This window comes from Candidatus Uabimicrobium helgolandensis (genome assembly GCF_041508025.1).
Lineage (GTDB): Bacteria > Planctomycetota > Uabimicrobiia > Uabimicrobiales > Uabimicrobiaceae > Uabimicrobium > Uabimicrobium helgolandensis.
Window position 1 is genome coordinate 123,921 of record NZ_CP165719.1, and the last position, 24,133, is coordinate 148,053.

Below are 24,133 nucleotides of genomic sequence, written 5' to 3' on the forward strand. Positions count from 1 at the left end.
TTTACTCTTTTGATGGTTTTTGATTGTATAATAGTCTATTATAAAAAATAGTGATTTGCAATTTAGGAGAATTTATTATTAAGGATAATAATATGCGTTTGTTAATAGTTTTTTTGCTTATAGTATCCATTTTTGCTAACGAAGAAAAATTTACTTTAGAGGTTTCTAGTCAAATCCACGAAAGTAAATCTGTGTCGTTTATTGCGCATTCAGGTACGGGAGCTTTTGATAGTTATTTGATTCTTAATTTGCCGTACAAACATGTAAAGAAAGTTTATGATGATTTACAGGTAAAGTTGGAAAAAACTCTAAAAAATAGAGGCGAAGCGCACATTACCGTTATTACCCCTCCAGAATATTATAACCAGTTACGTAATTATATTTCTATAGAAGAGATTAACGAAATCGCTAAGGATATGAAAATTCAAAATGCGCGATTTGATATCATTTGTATTGGTAGAGGCGAAAAAAAAATCGATGGCAAGAAAGAGCATACTTATTATATCGTGGTCGAATCGCTAGATCTACGAAATATACGTAAAAAAATATGGGATTTGTACGTTGAAAGAGGTGGCGACCCGCAGAAGTTTAATGCCGAGCGATATTACCCACATATAACATTGGGGTTTACAAGGCGGGATTTGCATGAAAGCGATGGTATTATAAAAGATCGTAAATCTTTATTTGCATTTTTAGTCGAAGCAAAACAAGAAAAATAAGATGAAGTGCGTCTCAGGCATGACACCTGAGACGTAAATATTATAGATTATCTTTTAGTTCTTTTTCGGTAAAAGGACGACATACTGAATCGTGATGCTCATGTGCATGTCTCTCGTTTGTTACCGCTTCTTCGCTTTGTCCGTAGACGTAGCGATCAAAACGATCAAATAAACTTTTACCAGCTTTTTTCTCTACAAATGTTTTAAATAACTCTGTAGTGATATTGTTGTGGTGTTTATTTGCGTAGAACTCGCGTAATTGCTTTTTCATACCACCTTGAGCGCTAAGAATATAATCTAGCTCTGCAATAAATGTCATACCTGAGCTATAAGAAGCGTAAGGTGTATGACGGCGATACTCAGAATTACCTGCTAGATTTACAGGAGTACGATTTGCAGGACGCTTACTTGGGTAACCTTTGTCTCTCCAGCTTGCAATCGCTTCATCCATCCATCCAGAGTTACCGCTTGATGGCATAATTCCACGTGCAAACCACGAGTGAGTTAGTTCATGACCTAAAGCCCATAGAGAAGTGATTGTCGCTCCACAGTGTTCCATTCCACCACCACCTGGTGTCATGTATGCAATAAATTGTGGGTGACAAAAAGGGCCAAATGTTGTTTCTAGTTCTGCCATGTACTTTTTCAAATCGCGCATTCCATTGCTTGCTAAAGAAGAACTTTTTGCGTAAACAGTTAGCGGAATTGTTTTTTCCATACCTTTGTAATCAAATTCAATGATGGTCATTGCATTTGGATTTACAATGTGTAGGTAGAAAGAAGATGCAGTGAAGTACTGTGGGAATGAAATGGAATACTGGTTACTTCCCAATTTTTGAGTAGTACCATTAGCCATTACGCGGTGCTCATACTGAGCGTTCAATATTTTTAATTGTAGTTGAGTTGGATATTGATCAAACTCTAGGTTACCAGGCAAGTACTGTTCGATGAATGTACGTTTGCTTAGATCAGACATAAAAAAACCAAGTTTAACACCTTGCGATGTAAACTCAAGATTTTTAGTGAAAGAGTTTGTTATTTGAAGTTCGTGCATACCAGCAGCAAGTTGCGTGCGTACAACGCGAAAAGTAGTTGCGTTGTCAGGTGAGCTGATTGATGGGCATGAATCTGACGATAACTCTTGACCATCCACTTTCGCAGAACTTACTGAGGGAACTAGGTCAAATATTGGATACCCATCTTGTGGTTGAAAAAAAGAAATTGTGGTTGTTGCTGTTGCCTTGCGGTTTTTTACATCAAGAACTAAGTCAACACTTACTTGTTGAAAGTCAACAAAAACAGCCTGTGCATCAAATTTGTCAAAGTTCTTTGGCGCTTTATCTAAATCATTGGCCACTAGGCACACAGATAAAATAAGGCTTAATAAAAATATATTTTTCATAAAAAAAAATCCCTTCAATAAGATTTTTAGAGTGCGATTTGCGCACTCTAAGTGACCTGAGTTTCAACAGGTCACTTAAATTTACATTATCTTATTATATCAGGGATTTTTTTCTTAGTACAGTTTTATTTGCGGTACTTAGCCCAGCGGTATATTTGTTCGTAAATACTACCGCCTTTGTAATGTTTGTAACCACTAACAAAACCTTGTTTAAACGAATGGTGACAACTATCAGGTAAACGAAGTACATACGAACGAATAAAATTCGCCAGTTGGTTTTTGGTTACATTTCCCCAATAGAGGTTGTGCCCGTATATTTTTCCAAAATCACTAGCTGTGTGACATAGTAATTCTTGGAAAAGATATAAACCCGCTGCACCATAACCTTTGATAAAGCCACGTCTAAATTGTTCTAAATCACTTGCGTTTTTAGTAAAAACGTTGCCGTATATGAATTTTTGCGTTTGTTTTCGCGATACACGGCCGCTGCGCAGTGACCTTCCCCAATCAAGGCCTAAACTATATGTAGTATTTTTACGGCCAATCACTACTTCTGCAACAGATTCTACTCCTTGGTGTCTTGCAATAACTACGTAGTTACCAGGAGCTCTACCTGCTTGGAATGTACCACTTTGGTCAATTTTTCCTCCTGTGGCAGACCAAGATATTTGCGCAGGGTATCTTTGGCCATTGCTTAAATAGGCTGCGGCTGTAAATTTATAAAGTTCTCCAGGTTGTAATGCAATTTTTTTCGGTCGTAGATCTATTCGTTTGATGCGTTGTCCGTATTCACCTTCTACTTCAAGCACGATTTCGCGGGTAGCTTTACGGTGCGCTACTGTAAGAGTGTATGTACCTGGGCGCTTGGGAGCAATCCAAATATTACCATACTCGCCGACTAATACTCCGTCTGAAGCTTTGTATTTAAATTCCCAAGGCCATGTCCACTCTGTTTTATCATTTTTAAGTAGGGCAGGCTTAATAACTACATTTTCTCCAGGACGTACTTTTGTACTACTAGCTGAAATACGCAGTGAGTAGCCTATGTTATGTTGTTGCCTTTCTTCTATCACTATAGGTGCTTTAGCAAATAAGTGGCTTTCCATGTCAATAACAGTAACATAATATCGTCCAGCTTTGTTTCCCGCATAGTAAATACCATCTTTACTTATCGTACCGCCAATAGCAAACCACTTCGGAGTGATGACCACTTCATTTTCATTGTTATCAATTCCTATTGCTTTGAATTGTAGGCTTTCACCAGGAGCTAATTTGGTGCTTTCTGGAATTATTTTTAAACGTACACTGCTACTACTTAGAATTCTAATTTTAGCAGTGCTACTAAGACCGTTTGGAGTATTTGCGGTAACAGTGAAGTAACGCCCCTCTTTTTGACCCGCTGTAAATAGGCCTTCAGGTGTAATGTCACCTCCCGTAGCGCGCCAATTTACATCAACAGATGTTTCTTCGTTGTTTTGTCTAACTCCCATTGCTGTAAATTTGAATGTTTGGCCAGGTTGCATATTTTTATTTCCTGGAACAATTACAATTCGTTCTATTGGTTCCACAATAGAAATTGTTGCTTGTCCTTCCAAACCTCGTTCGCGATCAATAGCTTTTACTATATAATCACCGCTAATTGCACCTGCGGTGTAAGTTCCGTCACCTTCCATGACTCCGCCTTGGGCTTGCCACTGTAGATTAGCTGATAATTTATTGTTTTGGGCATCGTAAACTTCAGCAGTAAAATGGTGTTTTCTTAGAGGTTCTAAAGAAACGGTTTGCGGAGTAATTACAATACGACTTTTGTTATTGTTAGGAGTATAAACAACAACCTTTGTTCGTTTTACCCATTTTTTATAGCGAATCTTTACGCGGTAGGTTCCTGGTTCGTTTGGAGCAGTGTATAGTGTTTCGTGAAATGAGCCTTTTTCTGCAACACATTTAAATTCCCAAGGCCATGCCCATAGTTTTTCTTTACCTTTGTACATTGTTATTTTTAAACGAAGTTTTTCGCCCACTGGAATTTCGAGTTTCTTTGGCTCGACAAACATTTTCATTCTACCAATAACATTTATGGTTGTTTGGGCAGAGATGTCTGTTCCTGGGATTTGGGCGGTAATGGTTTGTGCTCCTGATTCACTTGCTAGGTATAAACCATTTTGCTTAATTTGTCCCCCAGAGCAACTCCATTCTAAAGGAAATGTGCGGCTGCCTTGTGGATCTGTGATTTCGGCCGCAAATTTTACTTTTGTTCCCTCTTTTACAGTTTTTTGTGCACTTTTTATTGTGAAAGATTGAATTTGTGGAGGTGTTACTGTTATTTTAAATTTTGCTTTTGCTTTCTTATGTACAGCTTCTAGCAGGTATTCGCCTGTTTTACTTGGCGCTGTATATACGCCATTCTCATACGTACCAGCAGAAACACTTGTCTTGTATTCCCATGGCCATGAAAATTGTTCAAAGGAACCTTGGCGTAGTTTGAAGCTGATTTTTTGCTGTGTACCTATTGGTAGTATAATTTCTTTTGGGTCAGACTCAATGCTGAATATGTCTGATTTTTTTTCGATAACGGTTATATTTATAGTTTTTGTAGCGCCTGATACAGGATCAGAAACTTCTATAGTATAATTCCCTGGCGTATTACCTGCCGTATAAGTTCCATTTGCATCTACTTTACCGCCATTTGCTCGCCATAAAAGAGATATTTGTTGTACACTACCATCTTCTGCTATTGCATTTGCAATGAAAGTATATTTACTAAAAGGTTGTAAGGTTAGACTGTCGCGATTAACTTGAATTTCTTTGATTTTTGAGTTTTCAAGTTCTGTTCCCACAATGACAATTACATTGGTTACAGCTTTTGGGTGGCGAATTTCGATGTTGTATGCACCAGGTTTTTGTGGAGCAGTATATACTGTATCGTTCATTTGTCCTTCGCTAGCAACAAATGTGTATTCCCAAGGCCATGACCAAATTTCTTTGTTACTTTTGTTAAGTGCAACTTGAAAACGTACTTGTTCTCCAGGTTTTACACGAGGTTCCACAGGAGAAACTTGTAATGTGTATTCATTGTTTGTGGCTATAACAACGCGCGCTGAAGCTTGTAAATCTTGTTTTGAAGACGCAACCTTAATACTATAATTTCCAACGGTATTGTTCGCTGTATATAAACCGCTGTTATCAATAGAACCACCTGTTGCAGTCCATGTTATATCTACAGCTATTTTATTGTTATTTTTATCATAAGCATTCGCTGAGAATTGTGCGCTTTCTCCTGGCTGAAGCGTTACATTTTTTGGAAGAATTTCTAAACGCGAAACTTCAGTAACTTCTTGCAGACCTCGAAAGACATAAATGCTAGCTTTTGTATGTGTATCACCGTTTGTAGCAACAACTACAAATTCTCCTACAGCGCTCCCTGCGGTAAAAAGTCCGCTGTTATCGATAGTACCTCCTGTAGCTTCCCATTTTATTCCCCCTGCAATATTTGTTGAGAATTGATATGTTTCTCCTGGTTGTAGAGAGATGCTTTCAGTGTTAATTTTTATACCGGCTTGTATTATTTCGTTTGTATTATCTGGTAGTTTAGGTTCTTCGATTTCGTTGTTTACAATTTCATTTTCTATGAGTTCGTCTTGTTGTTCGCGCGATGGGTTTTCTTGATCGTTATTCTGCTCGCGGTTTGTTAAATCTGCTTGATTATTCTCTTCTTTATTTGAAGAATCTTGTTGGTTATCTGTGGTTTGATCTTGGTCGCGATTTATTAATTCGTCTTCCTGTTCACGCGAGAACATTTCGGAAGCTGTATCTACGCCATCATCATTTGTTAGATCATCAGGGGTTTTCTCTGAGAATATTTCTACATGTTTATTTATATCGTTTTCATTTTCCTCAGGAAAATCACGCTCGAAATTTTCTGGTGTATTAGAAAGATACTCTTCTTTGCTGTTATTTTCGCTATTTTCAGATGTATCTTGAGTGTTTTCTACCAAATTTTCGTTTTGTTGTGGGTTGTCATCTGTATTTATGTTATCAGCAACAATATTTTTATTTGGAAGAATTTTAATGGCGATTTGTTGTTGTACATTACTTTGAGCATCTTTTACTTGGACGCTATATATTCCTGGTTCTTTTGCAGTAAAGTTTCCTTGTGCGTCTATGTTTCCGCCACTTGCATTCCACAATGGCTGGAAATTTATTTTATTACCGTATTGATCATAACCTTGACTTGTGATTTGCAATGTTGTGTTTGGATATATAGGTTCTTTGTTAGCTATAAGCTCTATTTTTTGTAGCTTTGCTGGAATTGCTTCTACTTCTATTTGTATAGAGGCTTCTACATTACCGTCAACCGAAGAGGCCTTAATTTTGTAGACACCTACTTTTTCAGCTTTAAAATTGTAACCTTGGCTATTTGGTTCTCCTGAAGTAGACTGCCATGAGTATTCACTCTCAATTATTTGACGGCGGTTGTTGTATGCTGTCGCTGTTAGTTGTAATGATTCACCTACGTATATTTTCTTTTTAGGAGTAGAAATGACTATTTCTTGAAGAACATCACGTTGTTCTTGAATGTTAACATTTGCGACTGCTTTTAAGCCGTTAGGACCAAGAGCAGTTACTTGGTATTTTCCAAGATTATTTCCCGCTGTAAATTTTCCATTTGAATCGATTTTTCCACCTTTTGCCATCCAAGCTACTTGGTAGAAAAGAGCATTTTTGGTTTTGCCGAGAGGAGTTGCTGTAAAGTTAACGGATTCTCCTGCTTGAAGATTAACTTCTTCTGGAGTAATTGCTATTTTAGCAACAGGTTCGCGACCAATAACGTTTACAATTGCTACGCTTTCTATGGTCTTATAGCGAATAAAAACCAGAAATGTTCCGGGGACAGGTGGAGCTTTATATACGTTTCCTGAAAAACTTCCTTTTTGTGCAGAAAATTTAAAATCCCAGGGAAGAACTTGTTGCACTTCTCCATCTTTAACAAGACCAACTATATAGGGAATTTGTTCTTGTGGAGCAACAGATACTTCGATAGGATTTACAGATATATATGTTTCTGCACTCAAAATAGGTATTAAAATTAATAAAACTATAAGCACATACTTTAACATCTATGGTCTCCGATTTCGAATTTAAGGGCGGGTGCAGAGGATTGTACCCTCTTTTTCGCAGCATCCCTAAGTTGTAAGGCGTGTGAAAATAAATATACCCAACCCTGAGCTGGAATTTTATTAGATATTTGCATGTTCAAAATGTCTATCTCTGTAAGTGAGAAATAACGACAGATAAAAAGTCAAGCAAAAGGAGTATATTATTTATTTCTATATGCCTAAAATCTATTTTGGGTAGGCTTTTATTCTAAGGGCTATAGAGATAAATTATTTTCTCTCACCCTAAAGTACCAACTATGACACTCTTAATTTCTATTTATTTTTTCTAATTCTACTATAAATTTTGCAATATTTTTATAAAAATGCATAATTATATATTAAAATTTTTTTACACTTGGGTATTATTTCACTTTCCTAGAAGGATTCTCTGTGAATGAACTAGCAATTGATTATTTAGACATATGCCTTCTTATAGTAGTGACTATTTTTAGCACAATTATTTCCTCTACTACTGGTTCAGGTGGTGGTGTGCTTCTCTTTTCGTTTATGACATTGTATCTACCTCTTTTTATTATAATACCTGTTCACGGCTTTGTTCAAATGTTTACAAATGGATTTAGAAGCTATTTATTACGCGATGTTATGCGCTTAAAATTATTTATTTTTTTTGCACTCAGTGCATCTGTTGGAGCAATTTGTGCTGGTGCCTTTCTGCCTAAAATTTCCAAAACAGTTCCGTATTTAATTATCACAACATTTATTTTTTACACAATTTTTAAGCCAAAAAATATTCCCGATATTGTTTTGGGAAATAGAGGATTTGCGATTGTTGGCTTTTTTGCAGGTATTTTGGGGATTCTAGTTGGGGCTATTGGACCGTTTTTAGCATTATTTTTTGTGCGTAAGGATTTAACAAAAGAAGAAATTGTTGCAAATAAATCAGCAATGCAAGGTTTTATTCATTCTACGAAATTGCCTATCTTTTTGTACCTTGGTTTTTCTTATTTTGAGTACTCATATCTTATTTTAGTTATTTTAGTTTCTGGTGTGATTGGTACGCGCATTGGTATATATGCATTAAAGTGGATTCCTCAAATTTATTTTTTCACACTTTTTAAGTGTGCATTGTTTTTTGCAGGTTTAAAGTTACTACACCAAGTATTTTTTTAGGATGTGACCGCATCCTTCTTAGGAAGAGATTTTATGAATATGTTTACAGTTAAAAATCCTTTTAATAATCGTTCTTTGGGAGAATTTCCGTTTTGTTCTGCTGAAGAGACAGATACAGCAATTGCTCGTTTATATGTAGGTAAGAAAAAATTGCGTGCGATTCCATATTTTCAAAGAGCAGTGATTCTTGAAAATTTAGGAAGATTATTAGCTGAAAATGCAGAAAAACTTGCGCAACTCATTACTTCTGAAACCGGAAAAACTATTAGTGATAGTCGCGTCGAGGTACGACGCTCTCAAAATACGGTGCTGTGTGCTGCTAGTGAAGCAAAGAATATAAAAGGTGAAGCTTTGCATTCTGACGCTTATCCACCACAAAGAAATCGCGTTGGGATTGTGCAGTTATTTCCTTTAGGAACTGTTTTGGCGATTACGCCATTTAATTTTCCTCTCAACATTGCCATGCATAAAATTGGACCGGCTTTTGCGGCAGGAAATGCTATTTTGTTTAAACCAAGTCCTCAAAATTATTTATCTGCCAAGGAAATTTTACGTTTATGTTATGAAGCGGGAATAAGCGAGGATGTTTTACAAATGTGCGTTCCTGACGTAGAGGTTATGAATAAAATTGTTGCTGATCCCCGGATTGATTGCATTAATTTTACTGGCGGTACAAAGGTAGCGAAAGCGATTGCTAAAAATGCAGGTTTTAAGAAATTATTGTTTGAACTTGGTGGTAATGACCCTCTTATTGTGATGGATGATGCCGATATTGATTTGGCAGTGAAGACTACTATCCAGCAACGCTTTGGAACAGCAGGCCAACGTTGTACAGCTTGCAAAAGAATTTATGTTCACAATGGTATTTACAATTCTTATAAAGAAAAGCTCGTGAGCGAAGCGCAGAAATTGCAAGTTGGCGATCCAAGCAAAGACGATACTTTTGTTGGACCTTTAGTGAACAAATTAGCTGCAGATGAAGTATTTTCACGTATTCAAAAAACAGTTGAGCTTGGAGCTTCTGTTTTACTTGGGAATAAGCGTGAAAACAATATTATCTTTCCTACTATACTAGAGAATGTTACTGCTAATTCTCCTGTAGTTGCTGAAGAGACATTTGGTCCTGTTATACCACTATTTAAATTTTCTAATCTAGATACAGTGATCACAAGTATTAATTCTTCAAACTACGGATTACAGTCAGGCGTATTTACTCAAAATATATCTGTAGCAAAAAAACTTTACGCAGAATTAGAAGTAGGTGCTTTAGCAGTAAATGACGGTCCTGGTTTTCGAGCAGAACACTTTCCATTTGGTGGAGTCAAAGATAGTGGTATTGGCCGTGAAGGTGTGTATTACGCTATTCGCGAAATGTCTTTTCATAAAACTTTAATTATGTAGAAATTCATTATGAAGGTTGTACAAGTAATTACTGAATTGCGCCCTGCTGGAGCGGAGCAAATTGTATTGGAGCTTAGCCGTGGTTTACAAAGCCTTAACCATGAAGTGACTGTTGTATCGTTATTGAAAGTACCTGAAAACTCTATTGTTGTCGAAAAACTCCAGGCACTTGGTATCCGCATTCTTAGTCTTAATTTAACAAAGTTAAGTATCTGGCGTATTTGGAAATTGCGACGTTTTCTTAGTGAAATTGAGCCGCAAATTGTTCACGCGCATCTTATTCATGCTAATGTCGTTTCTCGGCTAAATTCCTGGCGGAGAAAATATATTTTGGTTAACACCATACATATTGCGGAAAAACGCAAAGGAAAAAATTGGCATTTCATTTTAGATCGCCTTACTTTTCGCCTTTGCGATTGTATGACAGTGGTTTCAAAAGCAGTACAAGAATTTCATTCGCAAAAAATAGGTGTTACAAGTAAAGCTTTACCAGTTATATATAATGGTATTACAGACATTACTTGCCTATCTCCCGAAAAAATTTCTGATTTGAAGTGTATTTGGGGAATTGAGCATTGTACGAAAATTATTGGCTCTGTTGGAAGATTAAATCGCCAGAAAGGTTATGATGTTTTTTTTAATCTTTTGACCGAACTGAGTGCGCATATTCCAAAAGGGGAGCATTGGGCAGTTGTTATTCTGGGGGAGGGAGAAGAGCGCAGTAAGTTAGAGAGCTACTGCACTATTGATAATATCAAAGTGCGTTTACCAGGTTTTCGAAAGGATGCAGCCGATTGTATTGCTGCTTTTGATTTGTTTGTTATGCCTTCGCGTTATGAAGGTTTTGGGCTTGTTTTAGCTGAAGCTATGAGCCACGGAGTTCCTGTTGTGGCAAGTAATGTTGATTCCTTGCCTGAATTATTAGAATACTATACAAATGGTTGTGTTGCTGATTTTACGAGAAAAGATACGGTAGAAAAGATAATAAAGCAACTCTCCGTTTCAAAAAATACTCCCTGTAAAGAATTTACATTATCAAAAATGATATCTAGTTATATCGATTTATATAATAAATACGACAATAATTACAAATATCCAAGGTAATGAGTTGCTAAATTAAATGGCATCTTTTATAAGATGCTTAAACTAAGTGCGATGTAGGGATCGTCTCGTATCGTGTCGCTCTTGGTGGTATAAGACGGCCTCTACATCGTATTACTCGAATCGATATTTGCTGGGTTCTTTTGTCTATAAAACTTATATCGTTTAATACTTTAGTTTTCTTTTCCCAAAAGAAAATTTCGTTTAAAAATCCTTAGTATTGGTATTTTTTTATTAATCTACGAAAGCGCCTTAGGTAACGAACATTGTTAAGGTCTGGATCTTGTCTTATATGAGCAAAATCTCGATACCCTAACTCAAATGCACGTGCTAGGTAATCTAAAGCTAAGTCTTCGTGGTAAGTAATTGCTTCTACACAAGCTAAGTTATAAACCGCTATAATATTGCTTGGTTCTATTTGGGTTATTTTTGTGAGCAATTTTCGCGCAATATTGTACTTTCCTTTTTTCATCAATTTAATTGCTTTGTCCATTAATGCTTTTGTTGAAGGAGAATTATGTGGCGGAAAGCTTGAGCGTCTTACAGAAAAAGTGACCTCATTGCTGCGCAAAGTACCATAATTACGTGTTTTAACTACTCCGACGAGACGATGTTGACCTGGATTTAATGCGTATCTTCTGAGAGAATGATTTTTTTGAAAGAGCTCTATTTTTCCATATGCAGGCACTAATTCGCGTCCAAGAACTTGAGTAAACATCATATTTTTTGACCAGTGATAATTGTTATCCAAAATATAATCACCTCTCATGCCATTTGTAAACTTTAACCACACTGCCCGCGAAGAGTTATTGTGTACCGATATTTTGATACTCGGACTTTCATTTACTTCGTATTGGGGTTTATCTAACGCAACAACTATTTTTAGTTTTGGTTTAGGTTGAGAGAAATAGTAAGGATAAGGCCCGTACCAATAAGAACTTTGGGTTTGATTTTCTTGCAATTCAACCCAGTATCTATTACCTCTATTGCAGTAATAAGAAAATGCTTGGTATCCTGGATAAACATGACCATGGGAATATTTTACCACTACGTTTCCATAATCGGTCGTTTTATAATAAGTGGTTAATTCGAGTTGGTTTGGTTGCAGTGAAGGCGTTTGTTTTGTATGTGTACTATTAAATTGATTTTGAAAAAATGTACGATTATTGAATTGGTTTGAGTATTGATAAAAGCCATACCACAAATCTACGTTTAAAATAGATCCTTGTAAGCGATACCAATATCGTTTGTGTGGTTGACAATTGTAAACAGTAACTTTAATGTCAGGTGTTTCTTGTAGTATGATTTCAGTAACAGGTGCTCCCATGTGTGTCCATGTTTGTAATTTTTCAAGTCCTTGAGGTGAATTTGCGTGGGTAGCTTTTGTGTTGCTTGAGCCTTGTGATAAATTTTGTTGTCTTAGAAAATCTTCTATTTGTCCTTTTACTTTCTCATCGGCAAATAAGAAACAACTAACAGATAATAAAGCAATAATTAAATTTTTATACATGTTGAAAAATCCTTAAAATTTGAGATGTTCTATTTTTTGAGATAATTATGATTTTTTTTTTTTCATATACCAAGCATATTTTTATTTTTTCGTTGGAAGTTTGTAAGTGTGACACTATAATTTTTTTATAATACATGTTTAGGGAGATTATTTTGAACACAGCAGATATTTTTTTTCAAGCGTATAGCAATTTTGTGCTAGATATTCTTATTATCCTCATGTGGGGATGGGGAGTTATCTATACGCTATCCAAGATAACAAAATATAAAAAAATGTTACTTGGAGCTTTTGGTTGCTTGGGAATGTTTGCACTTCATATATATGAAGGAATTTCTAACGCACCAGATGCCCTCATTGTTGTTATGCCTAATTTTGAAAATGTAATAGAAATGAAGAGCAATATTATAAACACTTGGCAAAGTACTGGTATTGCAAACTATGAATTATCCTTGGTCCTTTTATTTCAGATTTGTATAGTATCTGCAATTGCGGGACGTTTTAAAATGGAAGATCGTTTAGACGAGAATAAAGAAGTTGCAACAGATAGCGTTGTTTCAGTTGTTGATAACGATCTTGACCACTCGAATGACAGTAATGACACTAATCGTTCATATGAATCAGAAGAAATAATATCAGAGGCTGATGATTCACAAGAATATGTCTCAGAAGAAATGACATCTGATGATTATGCGTCTGAAGAATATGTCTCAGAAGAATATGTCTCAGAAGAAATGACATCTTCTGACTATGTATCTGAGGAAGTGGTTTCTGCAGATTATCACGAAGAAAGCCAGGAAAAAGAGTATATAGAAGCCTACACGGAAAGTGAAGCAGATCAACAAGGAATAGCTGAAGATTATGTTGCTATAGAAGCGTATAGTGACTCGCAAAGTACTATCGCAGCAGAAGAAGTAGATGAGAGTTTCTTTGAAGAAGAAGATGACCCTTTGGCGATTGATGAAGAACGAGCAATTCCAGAAACCAAAATAACATCTGCTCCAGAACTTGAAGTTGATGACCTAACAGACCAAGGCTATGATTCTGAAGTTGCACGTGCGCAAACTATTACAAGTGATAATGATATTTCTATTCCTCTTGAACCGTCAACACAACGCGATTTTACAATGTCATCTCATATTTCAGAATTTACTGATAGTTCTGTAAGTATACCTAATGAACCGAATATTGATGATGATGTAGAACAGACGCTTGCTTGTGATATGGAAGAACTAGTAAAAGAAGCAGAAAGCTCTCCAATAGCAATACCAGCAGAGCCAGATCTTTATGATGATGTAGAAGCTACAATATCATGTGATATGAAGGAAATAGTTCAAGATCCAAGCTTTGATGATGATACATTTGCTGGTTTGGGTGACGAAGATTTTGAAGAAGAGGAAGAGGAAGATTCTACGGGTAATGAAGATAACCGTTCTTTATTGAGAAATCTTCTACCTCCTGGTAGCAGTAACAAACGTAAATCCTAATAAGTTGTTTTCGGATGTTGTTTGTTTTGGAGTTCTTATATATTGTGTTTAGATTAGTATCATTACTTTTAATTACAGAGCAATACGTACTTCTAAGTGCCCTGTTCTAATTGCATTAAACGCGCTTGAAAACTTTTTTGCAGCTCATGTTGAATTTCCTTAGAAAGAAGTGAAGTATGTCACAAAGAGAACTAACTATTTTAGGAACCTCGGGGCAAGTTCCTACACGTTATAGAAACCACAACGGTTACTTGTTAAAATGGGACAAACAGGGTTTTTTGTTTGATCCTGGAGAAGGTATACAGCGGCAAATGATATATGCCAACGTTTCTACTTCAGCAATAACCAAAATATTTATTACCCATTTTCATGGTGACCATTGTTTAGGACTTGCTGGCTTATCGCAAAGAATTTCTTTGGATAAAGTAGCACACCCTATTGAAATATACTATCCGGTTTCCGGCCAAGAATTTTATGAGCGCTTACGAAAATCGACAATATTTCACGATGTAGCACACATTGTCGATTGTCCTGTTTCGCAAGAAGGCGTTATTTTTGAAGATGAGCAATTTGTAATAACAGCAAAACAACTCAGCCATAGTGTCGATACTTTTGGGTATAGGATACAAGAAAAAGATGGAAGAACAATGTTGCCAAATAAACTTGCTGAGTATAACGTAAAAGGTCCTTCTATAGGTGCGTTGCAGCGAGATGGTTATCTTGAGGTAGATGGAAAACGTATTGCTGTTGAGGATGTAAGCGTTTTACGTAGAGGACAAAGCATGGCTTTTGTTATGGATACTAGAGTATGTCAAGCAGCAGCCGATTTAGCTGAAAATGTAGATCTTTTGGTATGCGAAGCGACATACTTAAAACAACATTCTGTAGAAGCAAAAGATCGGGGACACCTAACCGCTGAACAGGCAGCAACTATAGCAAAAAATGCAAATGTACGTAAAGTAGTGCTTAGTCACTTTTCACAACGTTATCCTCATACAGATTTAATTTTACAAGAGGCAAAATCTGTTTTTGATCACGTGCATGTTGCTAAAGATTGCGAAAAAATTCCGATGCCCAAACGCCAAAAGTAGAGATTCTAACCGCTGATTCACCTGGTTTTGAGCTAAAATTTTGCCTAATCACTGATAAGTACGAGGCAAGGTATTCTAGCGATAGAACAAAGACTAGGAGGGTGAAGCTTCTACTGAGCCAAAGCCTTTATTAGAATAAAGGCTTTATAGGAAAAAACTTATGAAAGTGAATATATGCGAAAATCTATTGTAGATTGGTCGTTTCCTGGAAATTTTTATTTGTAAAAATTTGGCTCAGCAGCTTCGCCTTCCTAAAACTATACTTGCTCCTACCAATCTTTGTCACCCACCAATTTAGTATTTGACATAATACATACAAACATAACTAGTGGAGCAAATGAAATAGCAATTATTGCTATTGCTATTTCACGCCAACTGTTAGGTTTTAAAAAGCAAATACGAAATAATGCCCGAAGTTGCAAAGCTGTTTCCCTAACATCTATTCTCACTTTATATCTTCCTTCTTTAGATAATGAGGTTTTGTAGTATTAGTAGGTTCGTGAGGAACTTCTTTTAACGGTACGTAGTTCGGAATAGGGTTTGGGTATGGAGGATTTGTCCATAAAGAACGAAAGATTATTGCACTTATAAAAACAACTAACCCTATCATTAAAACCCAACGAGAAAAAGCTGCTGTTTCTTCTTCTTTTTCCTTTTTGGTATCTTTATCGAGTTTTTTTGTTATTTCATCGTAAGTAACATCCATTTTGAAACCACAATGTGTGCAGTACATTTCAGTATCAGGAGTATCCTGTTTACATTTCAAACACTTCATACAATATCCTTTTACTTAATAGCATATTTACGGTATTTTTTGGCTAAGTCTTTTTTATGTGGATTACTTTTATACACATAATACAAGTTGTTCATTAAGATACGTTTGTAGGTTAGTGGACGTCCATCAATTATTACTTTTTTATCTGGTAAAGAAGACAGTATCTTGGCCAATTTTTCTGAAAAACTAGAAGCTTTACGTGAATAATTAGTAACAGCAGAGATATAAAAAAAGTTAGCTAAGAATACAGTATCATGCGGAACAAACTTTTCTTTTTCCAAAAGACTTCTAACACTTTTGCGATAAGCGGATAAAAATATATCTGAAAAGTTACTTTTTAAAGTCTTGTTTTTCCTCTTTTGATCAACAAGTAGCATTCGTGCATAGCGATCATTCGAAGGACTAAAGGCAATTTTGAATCGTCTAGCCAAGTTAAATCGACATTTTCCATAGTTTTTAGTATAGATATTAGAGATTGCTGTACCATTTTCAATATAGGCCTTGCTTTTCTCCAGAAACCATTCTTTCTTTGCTGTTTTGCTACTTTTGTATTCTGAGTACAAATGTTTAGAAAATGTTTTCGTTTCTTGTTGGTAGCTTGTTGCTCTTGTAAAAATTTGCTTGCGTTGTTTTGGAGTTAACCAAGGGAAACTCAAAATTCTATCACCTATAACACCTAAATTTACAACAATATGAGAATAGGTCTTATCACGGTAAAGAAATGCTATACGGTAGTGATCGAAAGCGCTTAGAAACTTATTATATATTTGTGTAGAGGCTGAACTATTTTCTTTGGGAGAGGGTGTTTCTTTTAAAAGTCGAGATGCTTCCCAAAAGTTTAGTTCTGCGACACCTGCGTAATACGATAAACTAGACATTACTGAAGGTGGATATTCGGTCATCTTGTCTTTTGCTTGGCCAAATTTCCGGCTAGCTAATTTCATATATGAAAGTTCTTTGTCCTTATCGTTATTACGACTGAAGAACCTTGATTGTAATAGATATAAATGCGCATGTAAGATGTAGAAATCTATCGATTCTGGGCTTTCAGAAGAGAGAACTTTTATTTTACTCTCTAGTGAACGATAGACAGAAGGATTTGTTTTTTTTGATTTACTGTTTTCGTGTAAATATAACTGACATACAGCATTGCCAATTTGTCCAGCAAAAGCGTCTTCTCCAAAGGCATATTCTTCTATTTTTTCGTATAATTCTTGGGCCTCTTTGTATTGTCCTTTTAGTAAGTGTATTTTAGCTAGAAGAGCTGTAGGACCTACTTCGCCGTCCTGAATTTTTAAAGCTTTAGATAAATGATATTGAGCTTGCCCGTAATTTTTAGAATGGAAGAAAATTAGTCCTTTAGAGATATTTTGATGATATTGCATTTCGCTATAACTACTGTTAAATTGGCTGATTCCTATCAACAGAAATATAAGCCCTAGTGCTAAAGTGCCTATTGAGTTAGGTGTAAATCGATGGTTACCTATTTCCATTTTATTTTACTTTCCTTTAAAGATATTAATCTCGCCCTAGAACACCCTTTATTACAAACATTGATATTGGGCCTAGATGACGACTGTCGCTCAGGAAGAAATACTTTCCGACAATGTTTCTTTTATCATTTAGTAAGTATACATGATCGCGAGGAATAAGAACTTCAGGAAGATTTTCATCGCTCAAATTTGGTTGAGGAATATACGATTGATCAACAAGGCTTCCATTACGAATTAATTTTCCGTCCTGTATACCTATTGTATCTCCGGGTAAACCAACAACTCTCGAAAAGAAGAGATTTTCTTTATCACTTTTTACGAAGACACTTTCGAACACGTAATAAACAACATCACCGTATTCTAACGAGTCAACATAGTCTAAATGTTGACCGGCACTTACTGAACTTGCTATATGAACTGCAAACTCTTCATAAGAAGGTGACATCTGCGAATGCTTTGCTGGGATACCAAGCCAATCGTAAGAGCTCCATAGTATAATAGCGGTGTTTGTTACAATAAAAACGACTGCTATTTGTACATAAAGCATTATTTCTTTTTTTCTTTGACCTTCTTTCATATATTTTACGAAGCGTTATTACTTATTTTCGCTTCGAACTCCCTTCTGAAAGTAGAAAATGTTTTACTGTTAGTTTATTAAAGCGTGCCGGTGTTGATCTCTCTTATAATTTGACTTTTTAGAAAGTGACTATGTTACTTTTCAATTGTGTTGCGAAACCTTGTTACTTCCTAAGATATCTTTTTTTACACAAAATGTTGGCCGCCTTAAGGTGTCTAGTGTATTGAGATTGTAGTACGAATCGTTTGGTGTAGTAACTTCCACCATGAAGTACTTCGATACATCATTGTTACAGCTTATTGTGATATTTTCAAGCGTTTGTTAAAAAATTAGCTTACTCAGTAATAAATAATGAGTTTTCTTTACTGAGTTGTAAAAATCCTGTATAATTTAAATATCTGTAAAAAAAACAAAAAATGAATTTTGTAGATTTTTTTATGATAGCAATTTTCAAATCGAAACAGTTTCTAGAAATAGAACGCCTTAGTTGGGAATTCTAAAACGTTGTTGAGCTAAAATTTTGTAGGTTACAGAGGAAAAGGTATGTCGATCAAATTTAAACTTGTTTATAGTTTTCTGTCTGTTGTTTTATTGCTATTGAGTATAGGCTATATAAATATCTACAACCAACAGCAGACAGCAATAAAATTTAAACAAATTGCAACAAAAACTTCAGCGCAGATGTCTGCTTTAAATCAAATAAATACCTATATATTTTCAGTAATAAAAGATACATTTAACATTGTTATTATAGAAGAAGCTATCAAAAAAAAAAACCAAGTTACAGTGAGCAGCGAGCATAAAAAACAACAGCAAAAAATAAATTCTATTTACAAAACAAATAAAAAATTTATCAAATGGTCGCAAAATTTACAAAATTTAGTGAGCAGTGATCAACAAAAAGATATTTGTTTAAAAATTTCCCAAGAAGGAGAAAAAATATTTGCAATATGTTTACAAATAATATCGGAACGTGGGAATTCCGCAAATTTTTTTCTTCTCCGCAACAATCTACAACTTCTAGAGAGTAATTTTCAAGTTTTAGTAAGTCAAGTAACAAAAGCAAATATAGACAGCTTTTTTAAAGGGAATACTGAGGCAGATAAGCGAGTTAACAAAAGTATTGTTTATAGTGCATTAGGATCTCTTTTAGCTATGGCTATTGCGTGTATACTCGCACTTTTTTTGTATAAAGGTATTATTAATCCAATTAATTTGCTTAAAAATGGTACGAAACAAGTGGCAAAAGAAAACTTTACTTGTGATATTAAAATTGAATCGTGGGATGAGTTTGCAGAACTGGTACAAGCATTTAATCATATGTCACGAATGTTAGAAAATCATCGTAAAAGAATTGATGATAATACTAAGGTTATACAATTAAAAAATAAAGATTTAGCTCATGCTCTTAAACACAAAAGCGAATTCCTTGCAAACATGAGCCACGAATTACGCACACCTTTGAACGCAATGATCGGGTATACAACTGTTACGCAAAAGGCACTAAAAAATAAAGTAGAAGAGCGTCATTTGCAAAACTTGCAATTTGCAACACAAGCTGCAAAAACACTTTTGCATTTAATTAATGATATACTTGATTTTTCTAAAATAGAAACAGGCAAAGTAAGAATTTCGCCTAAGATGATTAACCTTAGCGAAGTTATACAGGATTGTGCAATTACTGCTAAAAGTATGCTTACAAATAGGCCTGTTGAAGTAAAAACAGAGTTGTTTTCAAACATTCCTCAAGTAAAAAGTGATCGCGCTAAAGTAGAACAAATCCTACGGAATTTGTTGAATAATTCAGCAAAATTTACTACAGAAGGTGAAATAAGAATACGTGCTTCATTTATGAAAAGTAAAGAATCAGTATATATAGAAATAGAAGACACAGGTTGCGGTATTCCCAAGGAAAATATTACTAAGGTTTTCGAGGTATTTACACAAGGAGATAGTTCGACAAAGAAATCTTTTAGTGGTTCAGGGTTAGGATTGGCAATAGCTAAAAAGCTATGCGACATGTTAGGTATAGAGATTGGTGTTCATAGTGAAATTGACAAAGGAAGTACATTCTGGCTTATGGTACCTTTGCGGTTTTTTGGAGAAGAAGATAGTGTACTACTAACAACATCAACAACATCATCGCAGTTAGACATAAAGCCTTTTAAAGAGGTATTCGAAACCAAAAGTGACAATGCTCTTCAAGTTTTAAATGCAGAACAAGAAAACAGCCCTCCTTCGTCTCTTGTTAAAGATGCTAAAAGTACTGATAATGAAAAAAAACAAGTAAATAGTTCTACTTCGTCAATTATGAGAGATGCTACAAATATTTCTAACGAAAAAAAACAAGTAAATAGCTCTACTTCATCAATTATGATTAGAGATTCTACAAATATTTCTAATGAAAAAAAACAAGAATTGGCTATTAGTCAAAAAGATGTTATGATGCAAGATGTATGGATTGGTTGTATAACAAAACATGACACATTTAACACTTTAAAAGAGCTTCTTGATGACCTACCAATGATAATAAGAGAGATTAAAGATGTTGAAATGTTGTCAATGAAAACTAACACAAATAAGTTATGGGCTATTATTGTTGAACCAGACTATGTTGGTTTTGAGAACTTGATGTACATAAAAAATAATGACAATGTAAATAAATTTCCAGTAATTATGTGTAGTAGTAACAATAACTCTATCAAGAGTTGGGGAAAAGTAGATCACATATCAAAACCAATATCAGAAGAACAACTCATTAATATACTACTGCGTATTGGTAAAAATAACAGTGGTGAGATATTGATTGTTGACTGCGATGACAACTGTCATCAAGTATATAAAGATACACTAGAAAATTTAGGATACAAAGCCGTAATTGCCACAAGTGCTGTTGAAGCTCTTGATTATTTGGGTAGTAATCAAAATCCAGCGCTGTGCTTTTTAGATTTACTGTTGCCAGCAGAAAATAGCTTTAAATTATTTGATAGCTTGCGAAACACTGAAAAATGGCGAAGTATTCCTATTGTAATCGCAACAGACCAACACTTGTCTTCAGAACAACAAGAGCGTTTAAAAAAGGGCTCTTTTCTACTTTTGGAAAAAGGAAATGTTGAAGACCTAAAGAAAAATGTATACACAGCGGTTAACGATGTTGAAACTATCCATATAAATACTGCTCTTATTATTGATGATAATAGTATGAATCTGCATTTGGCTTCTGAAATATGTCAAGATGCTGGTTACACTGTTTATCAAGCTTCGTCTGCAAAGCAAGGTATCGAAATGTGCGAAAAATATCTTCCAGATTTCGTGGTAATGGACTTAGCAATGCCTGGTATGGATGGCTTTGAAGCTACTCGCGTTATTAAAAAATCTCCAAAAATTGCTCATATTCCGGTTATTGCTTGTAGTGCTTTTGCCATGGATGAATTTCGCAAGCGAGCCATCGAAGCTGGGTGCTGTGATTTTATTGTTAAACCGATCAGTACGGAAACATTTGCGACCCAAGTCAAAAAAAATATAATTATTAACCAAATAAAAAGGATGTACGATGAAAAAGATTTTGTTGGTAGATGACTCAGAGGATGTATTATTTCTTGTACCAGCAATACTTGAAGGTCTTTACGAAATACACACGGCAACAAATCTTAGTGATGTAAATCGTTGTATTACTTCCCAGGAAATAGATCTTATTCTGATGGATGTGAATATGCCTATTTTACGAGGAGATAAAATGACACAGATGTTGAAGATGTGTAAACAATCGGAAGAGATACCTGTGGTTCTTTTTTCTGCCATGGACGCAGAAGACCTAGAAGAAAAAGTAGAAAATGTCGGCGCTAACGGTTACATATGTAAAACTCTAGATGAAGAATTATTGACATTTAGGATCAAAAGGTTTTTTGAGGCACAGTAATATGATCCATCGAACATTTGATGATTTTACAATTTTAAAGTTACTTGGTGCTGGGAGTATGGGGCAGGTGTATTTAGCACAACAAAACTCTTTAGTTCGGCAAGTGGCAATTAAAGTTATGACAAAACATCCATCAAACTCAGGTGAGCAATTCGAGAGATTCATGCGCGAAGCGAGAATTGCTGCATCTCTACATCATCCAAATATTACAGCTGTTTATGCTGTAGGGTCCCAAAATAATTTTGCATACATTGCAATGGAGTATGTAGAGGGTACTTCTTTAGACCACTACATAAAAGAAAAAGGTATGATGCCTCAAGAGCTGGCTTTAAAAATTACCTTACAATTGTGTGAAGGTCTTAATACAGCGTTGAAAGGCAATATTATTCACAGGGATATTAAACCTGCAAATATACTTATTAATCTAAAAAATAATGTAAAAATTACTGACTTTGGTTTATCAAAACGGACTGATGGCAAAATGGATTTAACAAAGACAGGGATGATTTTAGGTTCACCGGGATATATGAGTCCAGAACAAGCTGTGGGAAAGCGCGTAGATTTTCGCGCTGATATATATTCGCTAGGAGCCTCTTTGTATCAAATGTTAACGCAACATATGCCTTTTGCTGCTGATACAATTGCCGATATGATTTATAAACACCGTTTTGAAAAAGTTGATTCACCGCGAAACTTTAATCCTGATATTGAAGACGAAGTATGTTTTATCATTGCAAAAATGCTGCGTAAAGAGCCAGAGAAACGCTACCAGAGTTACGAAGAAGTCATCGGAGATATCGAGGCCTTTTTTATTAGTAAAAATGTTATGTCTACAGGGAAACTAGATGCAAAAGAAATCTACAACAATTTTCGCCTGAAAAAACGTGGTTTTACAGGGATGTTTTCCTCTACGAGTTCTAAGCGTACGATTAGTAAGACCCAAAGGCGCATTTCTCCTGTAGCAAAAGATAATTCTGATCGTAGAACTCAAAGACGAGATAAACCTCCGGTGGTTGCAGAAAAATCGACAAAAAATAATCCAGCGCCGTTGTCTCCTAAAAGTAATTTGGTGACGAATTCGATAATGATTGAAACTTTTGCGACCAAAGACCAAGGTTTTTTAAAACATCTTGTTGACCAAGGAATGCTTACAACAGAACAAGCCGATCATGCAAAGTTACTACAAGCAACTCTCAACCGTAAAGTAGGACAAATTTGTATAGAGTTAGAGTTTCTTAATGATGAAGATGTCGATATCATCTTACAACTACAAAAAAGTAACGGCCGGTATTTTGGTGAAATTGCAATACGCGAAGGACTAATGAGTCACGAAGAGGTTGAAATTGTTTTGCAAAAACAATCAGATAGTTACGTTGATATGTATAAAGTGCTGCTTTATGATAATGTTTTGCCAGATGAAATACTACAACAACAGCAAAAATTATTTCTTGGAGATTTGTTCTAATAGTTGTTAAAAAATCGATATTAACTGCTTAAAAAGTACCTATAAGTTTTCGGTTACAGTTTGTGCTAATTCAAAATACGATTTCGATCTGGTTAATAGCAGGATCGATTTGGTGCAAATTATACAGATTTTTATATACGCTACAAATAAGTAGAAAACTTATGGTACTCCCATCCCAAAAACCTACTAGAGCCTTAAATATTGATATCTAAAAATACTTTAAACAAGTGTTTCAATATGTATTCTTGACAAATTCAAGATATTGTTTTATTTTTTTATGTAGACACTCTAGACAATTGTAATTTTTATCTAAATATAAAACTTAATGGGAAGAAACATTGTGAAATACTTATTTATTTTTTTCATTCTTTTTTTGTATGGCTGTGGTGGAACAAGAGAGTATCGCTTGCAAGAACCACAAAAAATTTCTGTTGAAAAAAAACTACCAGGAAATGTAAACTTGAAAGTCTTTTCTCCGCCTAAATACCAAGACAATTTAGGTCTATATAAATATAACATACATTTAAAAGATGCTATCACTAAACAGTACGAGTTTAGTTTACGAAATCTTTTTGAAAATGAGCTTCAAAAAGATCGCGCAGAAACAAATATACACGTTACAAGTTTGGATACTTCTATATTTCCTATATCAGGTTTAGTAATTGATATTCGCGTTTTTCTTAAAATTGAAATCTTTGATACAAAAATGAGAAAATTAAAGACTTTAAAGATCTATGGTTTCGGCTCAGCAGAAGATGGAAATAAAGCTTTACAAAAAGCGGTTGCTAATTCTTTTCATCAATTGATACCTGCTGTAGAAGAACTGTTTGTGCGCTCTTAAAAAGTAGTGATTACTATTCCATCATTTTGTCGCAACAATTTCATTGACTAAGGTATACTTTACCAACA

Annotated in this window: 17 protein-coding genes; 10 read left to right on the plus strand and 7 right to left on the minus strand. The window is 35.1% G+C overall.

Annotated elements, in window-relative coordinates; all coding sequences use genetic code 11:
- Positions 1-92 precede the first annotated feature (92 nt).
- Complete coding sequence (locus UABHE_RS00415; RefSeq protein WP_372368146.1) at positions 93-719, plus strand: hypothetical protein; 627 nt, start codon at positions 93-95, stop codon at positions 717-719.
- Positions 720-759: 40 nt separating this feature from the next.
- Here UABHE_RS00415 and UABHE_RS00420 read toward each other — a convergent pair whose 3' ends face one another.
- On the minus strand, positions 760-2,121 hold the full coding sequence (locus UABHE_RS00420) for a hypothetical protein (RefSeq protein ID WP_372368147.1): 1,362 nt from the start codon (positions 2,119-2,121) through the stop codon (positions 760-762).
- A gap of 125 nt (positions 2,122-2,246) precedes the next feature.
- Positions 2,247-7,238 (minus strand): hypothetical protein, encoded by a 4,992-nt coding sequence (locus UABHE_RS00425; RefSeq protein ID WP_372368148.1) that lies wholly within the window; start codon positions 7,236-7,238, stop codon positions 2,247-2,249.
- Positions 7,239-7,667: 429 nt separating this feature from the next.
- On the opposite strand from UABHE_RS00425, the gene UABHE_RS00430 reads away from it, so the two are divergent.
- Genes UABHE_RS00430 through UABHE_RS00440 form a run of 3 tightly spaced genes read left to right on the plus strand, consistent with a single transcriptional unit; the run spans position 7,668 to position 10,913 of the window.
- Positions 7,668-8,408 carry a sulfite exporter TauE/SafE family protein gene (locus UABHE_RS00430; RefSeq protein WP_372368150.1) on the plus strand — a complete coding sequence of 247 codons (741 nt, stop codon included), beginning with the start codon at positions 7,668-7,670 and terminating at the stop codon, positions 8,406-8,408.
- Between the two features lie 33 nt (positions 8,409-8,441).
- Positions 8,442-9,809: an aldehyde dehydrogenase family protein gene (locus UABHE_RS00435; protein WP_372368152.1), complete on the plus strand. Its 1,368-nt coding sequence runs from the start codon at positions 8,442-8,444 to the stop codon at positions 9,807-9,809.
- 9 nt (positions 9,810-9,818) lie between these two features.
- Entirely contained in the window at positions 9,819-10,913 is a 1,095-nt protein-coding gene (locus UABHE_RS00440; protein ID WP_372368153.1) for a glycosyltransferase, read from the plus strand.
- 211 nt (positions 10,914-11,124) lie between these two features.
- On the opposite strand, the gene UABHE_RS00445 is transcribed toward UABHE_RS00440, so the two are convergent.
- Positions 11,125-12,420 carry a BsuPI-related putative proteinase inhibitor gene (locus UABHE_RS00445; RefSeq protein ID WP_372368154.1) on the minus strand — a complete coding sequence of 432 codons (1,296 nt, stop codon included), beginning with the start codon at positions 12,418-12,420 and terminating at the stop codon, positions 11,125-11,127.
- Positions 12,421-12,572: 152 nt separating this feature from the next.
- Here UABHE_RS00445 and UABHE_RS00450 point away from each other — a divergent pair, with 152 nt between their 5' ends.
- Together UABHE_RS00450 and UABHE_RS00455 are read left to right on the plus strand one after the other, a co-directional pair.
- Entirely contained in the window at positions 12,573-13,904 is a 1,332-nt protein-coding gene (locus UABHE_RS00450; RefSeq protein ID WP_372368155.1) for a hypothetical protein, read from the plus strand.
- A 176-nt stretch (positions 13,905-14,080) separates the two neighbouring features.
- A complete protein-coding gene (locus UABHE_RS00455) occupies positions 14,081-14,995 on the plus strand; it encodes a ribonuclease Z (RefSeq protein ID WP_372368156.1) in 915 nt (304 codons plus the stop codon).
- Between the two features lie 269 nt (positions 14,996-15,264).
- On the opposite strand, the gene UABHE_RS00460 is transcribed toward UABHE_RS00455, so the two are convergent.
- Genes UABHE_RS00460 through lepB form a run of 4 tightly spaced genes read right to left on the minus strand, consistent with a single transcriptional unit; the run spans position 15,265 to position 17,840 of the window.
- A complete protein-coding gene (locus tag UABHE_RS00460; RefSeq protein ID WP_372368157.1) occupies positions 15,265-15,444 on the minus strand; it encodes a hypothetical protein in 180 nt (59 codons plus the stop codon).
- Entirely contained in the window at positions 15,441-15,770 is a 330-nt protein-coding gene (locus tag UABHE_RS00465) for a hypothetical protein (protein ID WP_372368158.1), read from the minus strand. Before UABHE_RS00465 ends, UABHE_RS00460 begins: the two co-directional genes overlap by 4 nt.
- 11 nt (positions 15,771-15,781) lie before the next feature.
- On the minus strand, positions 15,782-17,263 hold the full coding sequence (locus UABHE_RS00470; protein ID WP_372368159.1) for a tetratricopeptide repeat protein: 1,482 nt from the start codon (positions 17,261-17,263) through the stop codon (positions 15,782-15,784).
- 25 nt (positions 17,264-17,288) lie between these two features.
- Entirely contained in the window at positions 17,289-17,840 is a 552-nt protein-coding gene (gene lepB, locus UABHE_RS00475; protein ID WP_372368160.1) for a signal peptidase I, read from the minus strand.
- Between the two features lie 543 nt (positions 17,841-18,383).
- Here lepB and UABHE_RS00480 point away from each other — a divergent pair.
- The 4 genes from UABHE_RS00480 (at position 18,384) to UABHE_RS00495 (ending at position 24,065) form a co-directional block, all read left to right on the plus strand.
- The gene (locus tag UABHE_RS00480; protein ID WP_372368161.1) at positions 18,384-21,419 is read left to right on the plus strand and encodes a response regulator; all 3,036 of its coding nucleotides are present in this window, start codon (positions 18,384-18,386) and stop codon (positions 21,417-21,419) included.
- Positions 21,394-21,759 carry a response regulator gene (locus UABHE_RS00485; RefSeq protein ID WP_372368162.1) on the plus strand — a complete coding sequence of 122 codons (366 nt, stop codon included), beginning with the start codon at positions 21,394-21,396 and terminating at the stop codon, positions 21,757-21,759. The genes UABHE_RS00480 and UABHE_RS00485 overlap by 26 nt, the downstream gene beginning before the upstream one ends.
- A 1-nt stretch (position 21,760) precedes the next feature.
- Positions 21,761-23,224, plus strand: a complete 1,464-nt coding sequence (locus tag UABHE_RS00490) for a serine/threonine-protein kinase (protein WP_372368163.1) — start codon at positions 21,761-21,763, stop codon at positions 23,222-23,224.
- Between the two features lie 340 nt (positions 23,225-23,564).
- On the plus strand, positions 23,565-24,065 hold the full coding sequence (locus UABHE_RS00495; protein WP_372368164.1) for a hypothetical protein: 501 nt from the start codon (positions 23,565-23,567) through the stop codon (positions 24,063-24,065).
- The last annotated feature ends 68 nt before the right edge of the window (positions 24,066-24,133 follow it).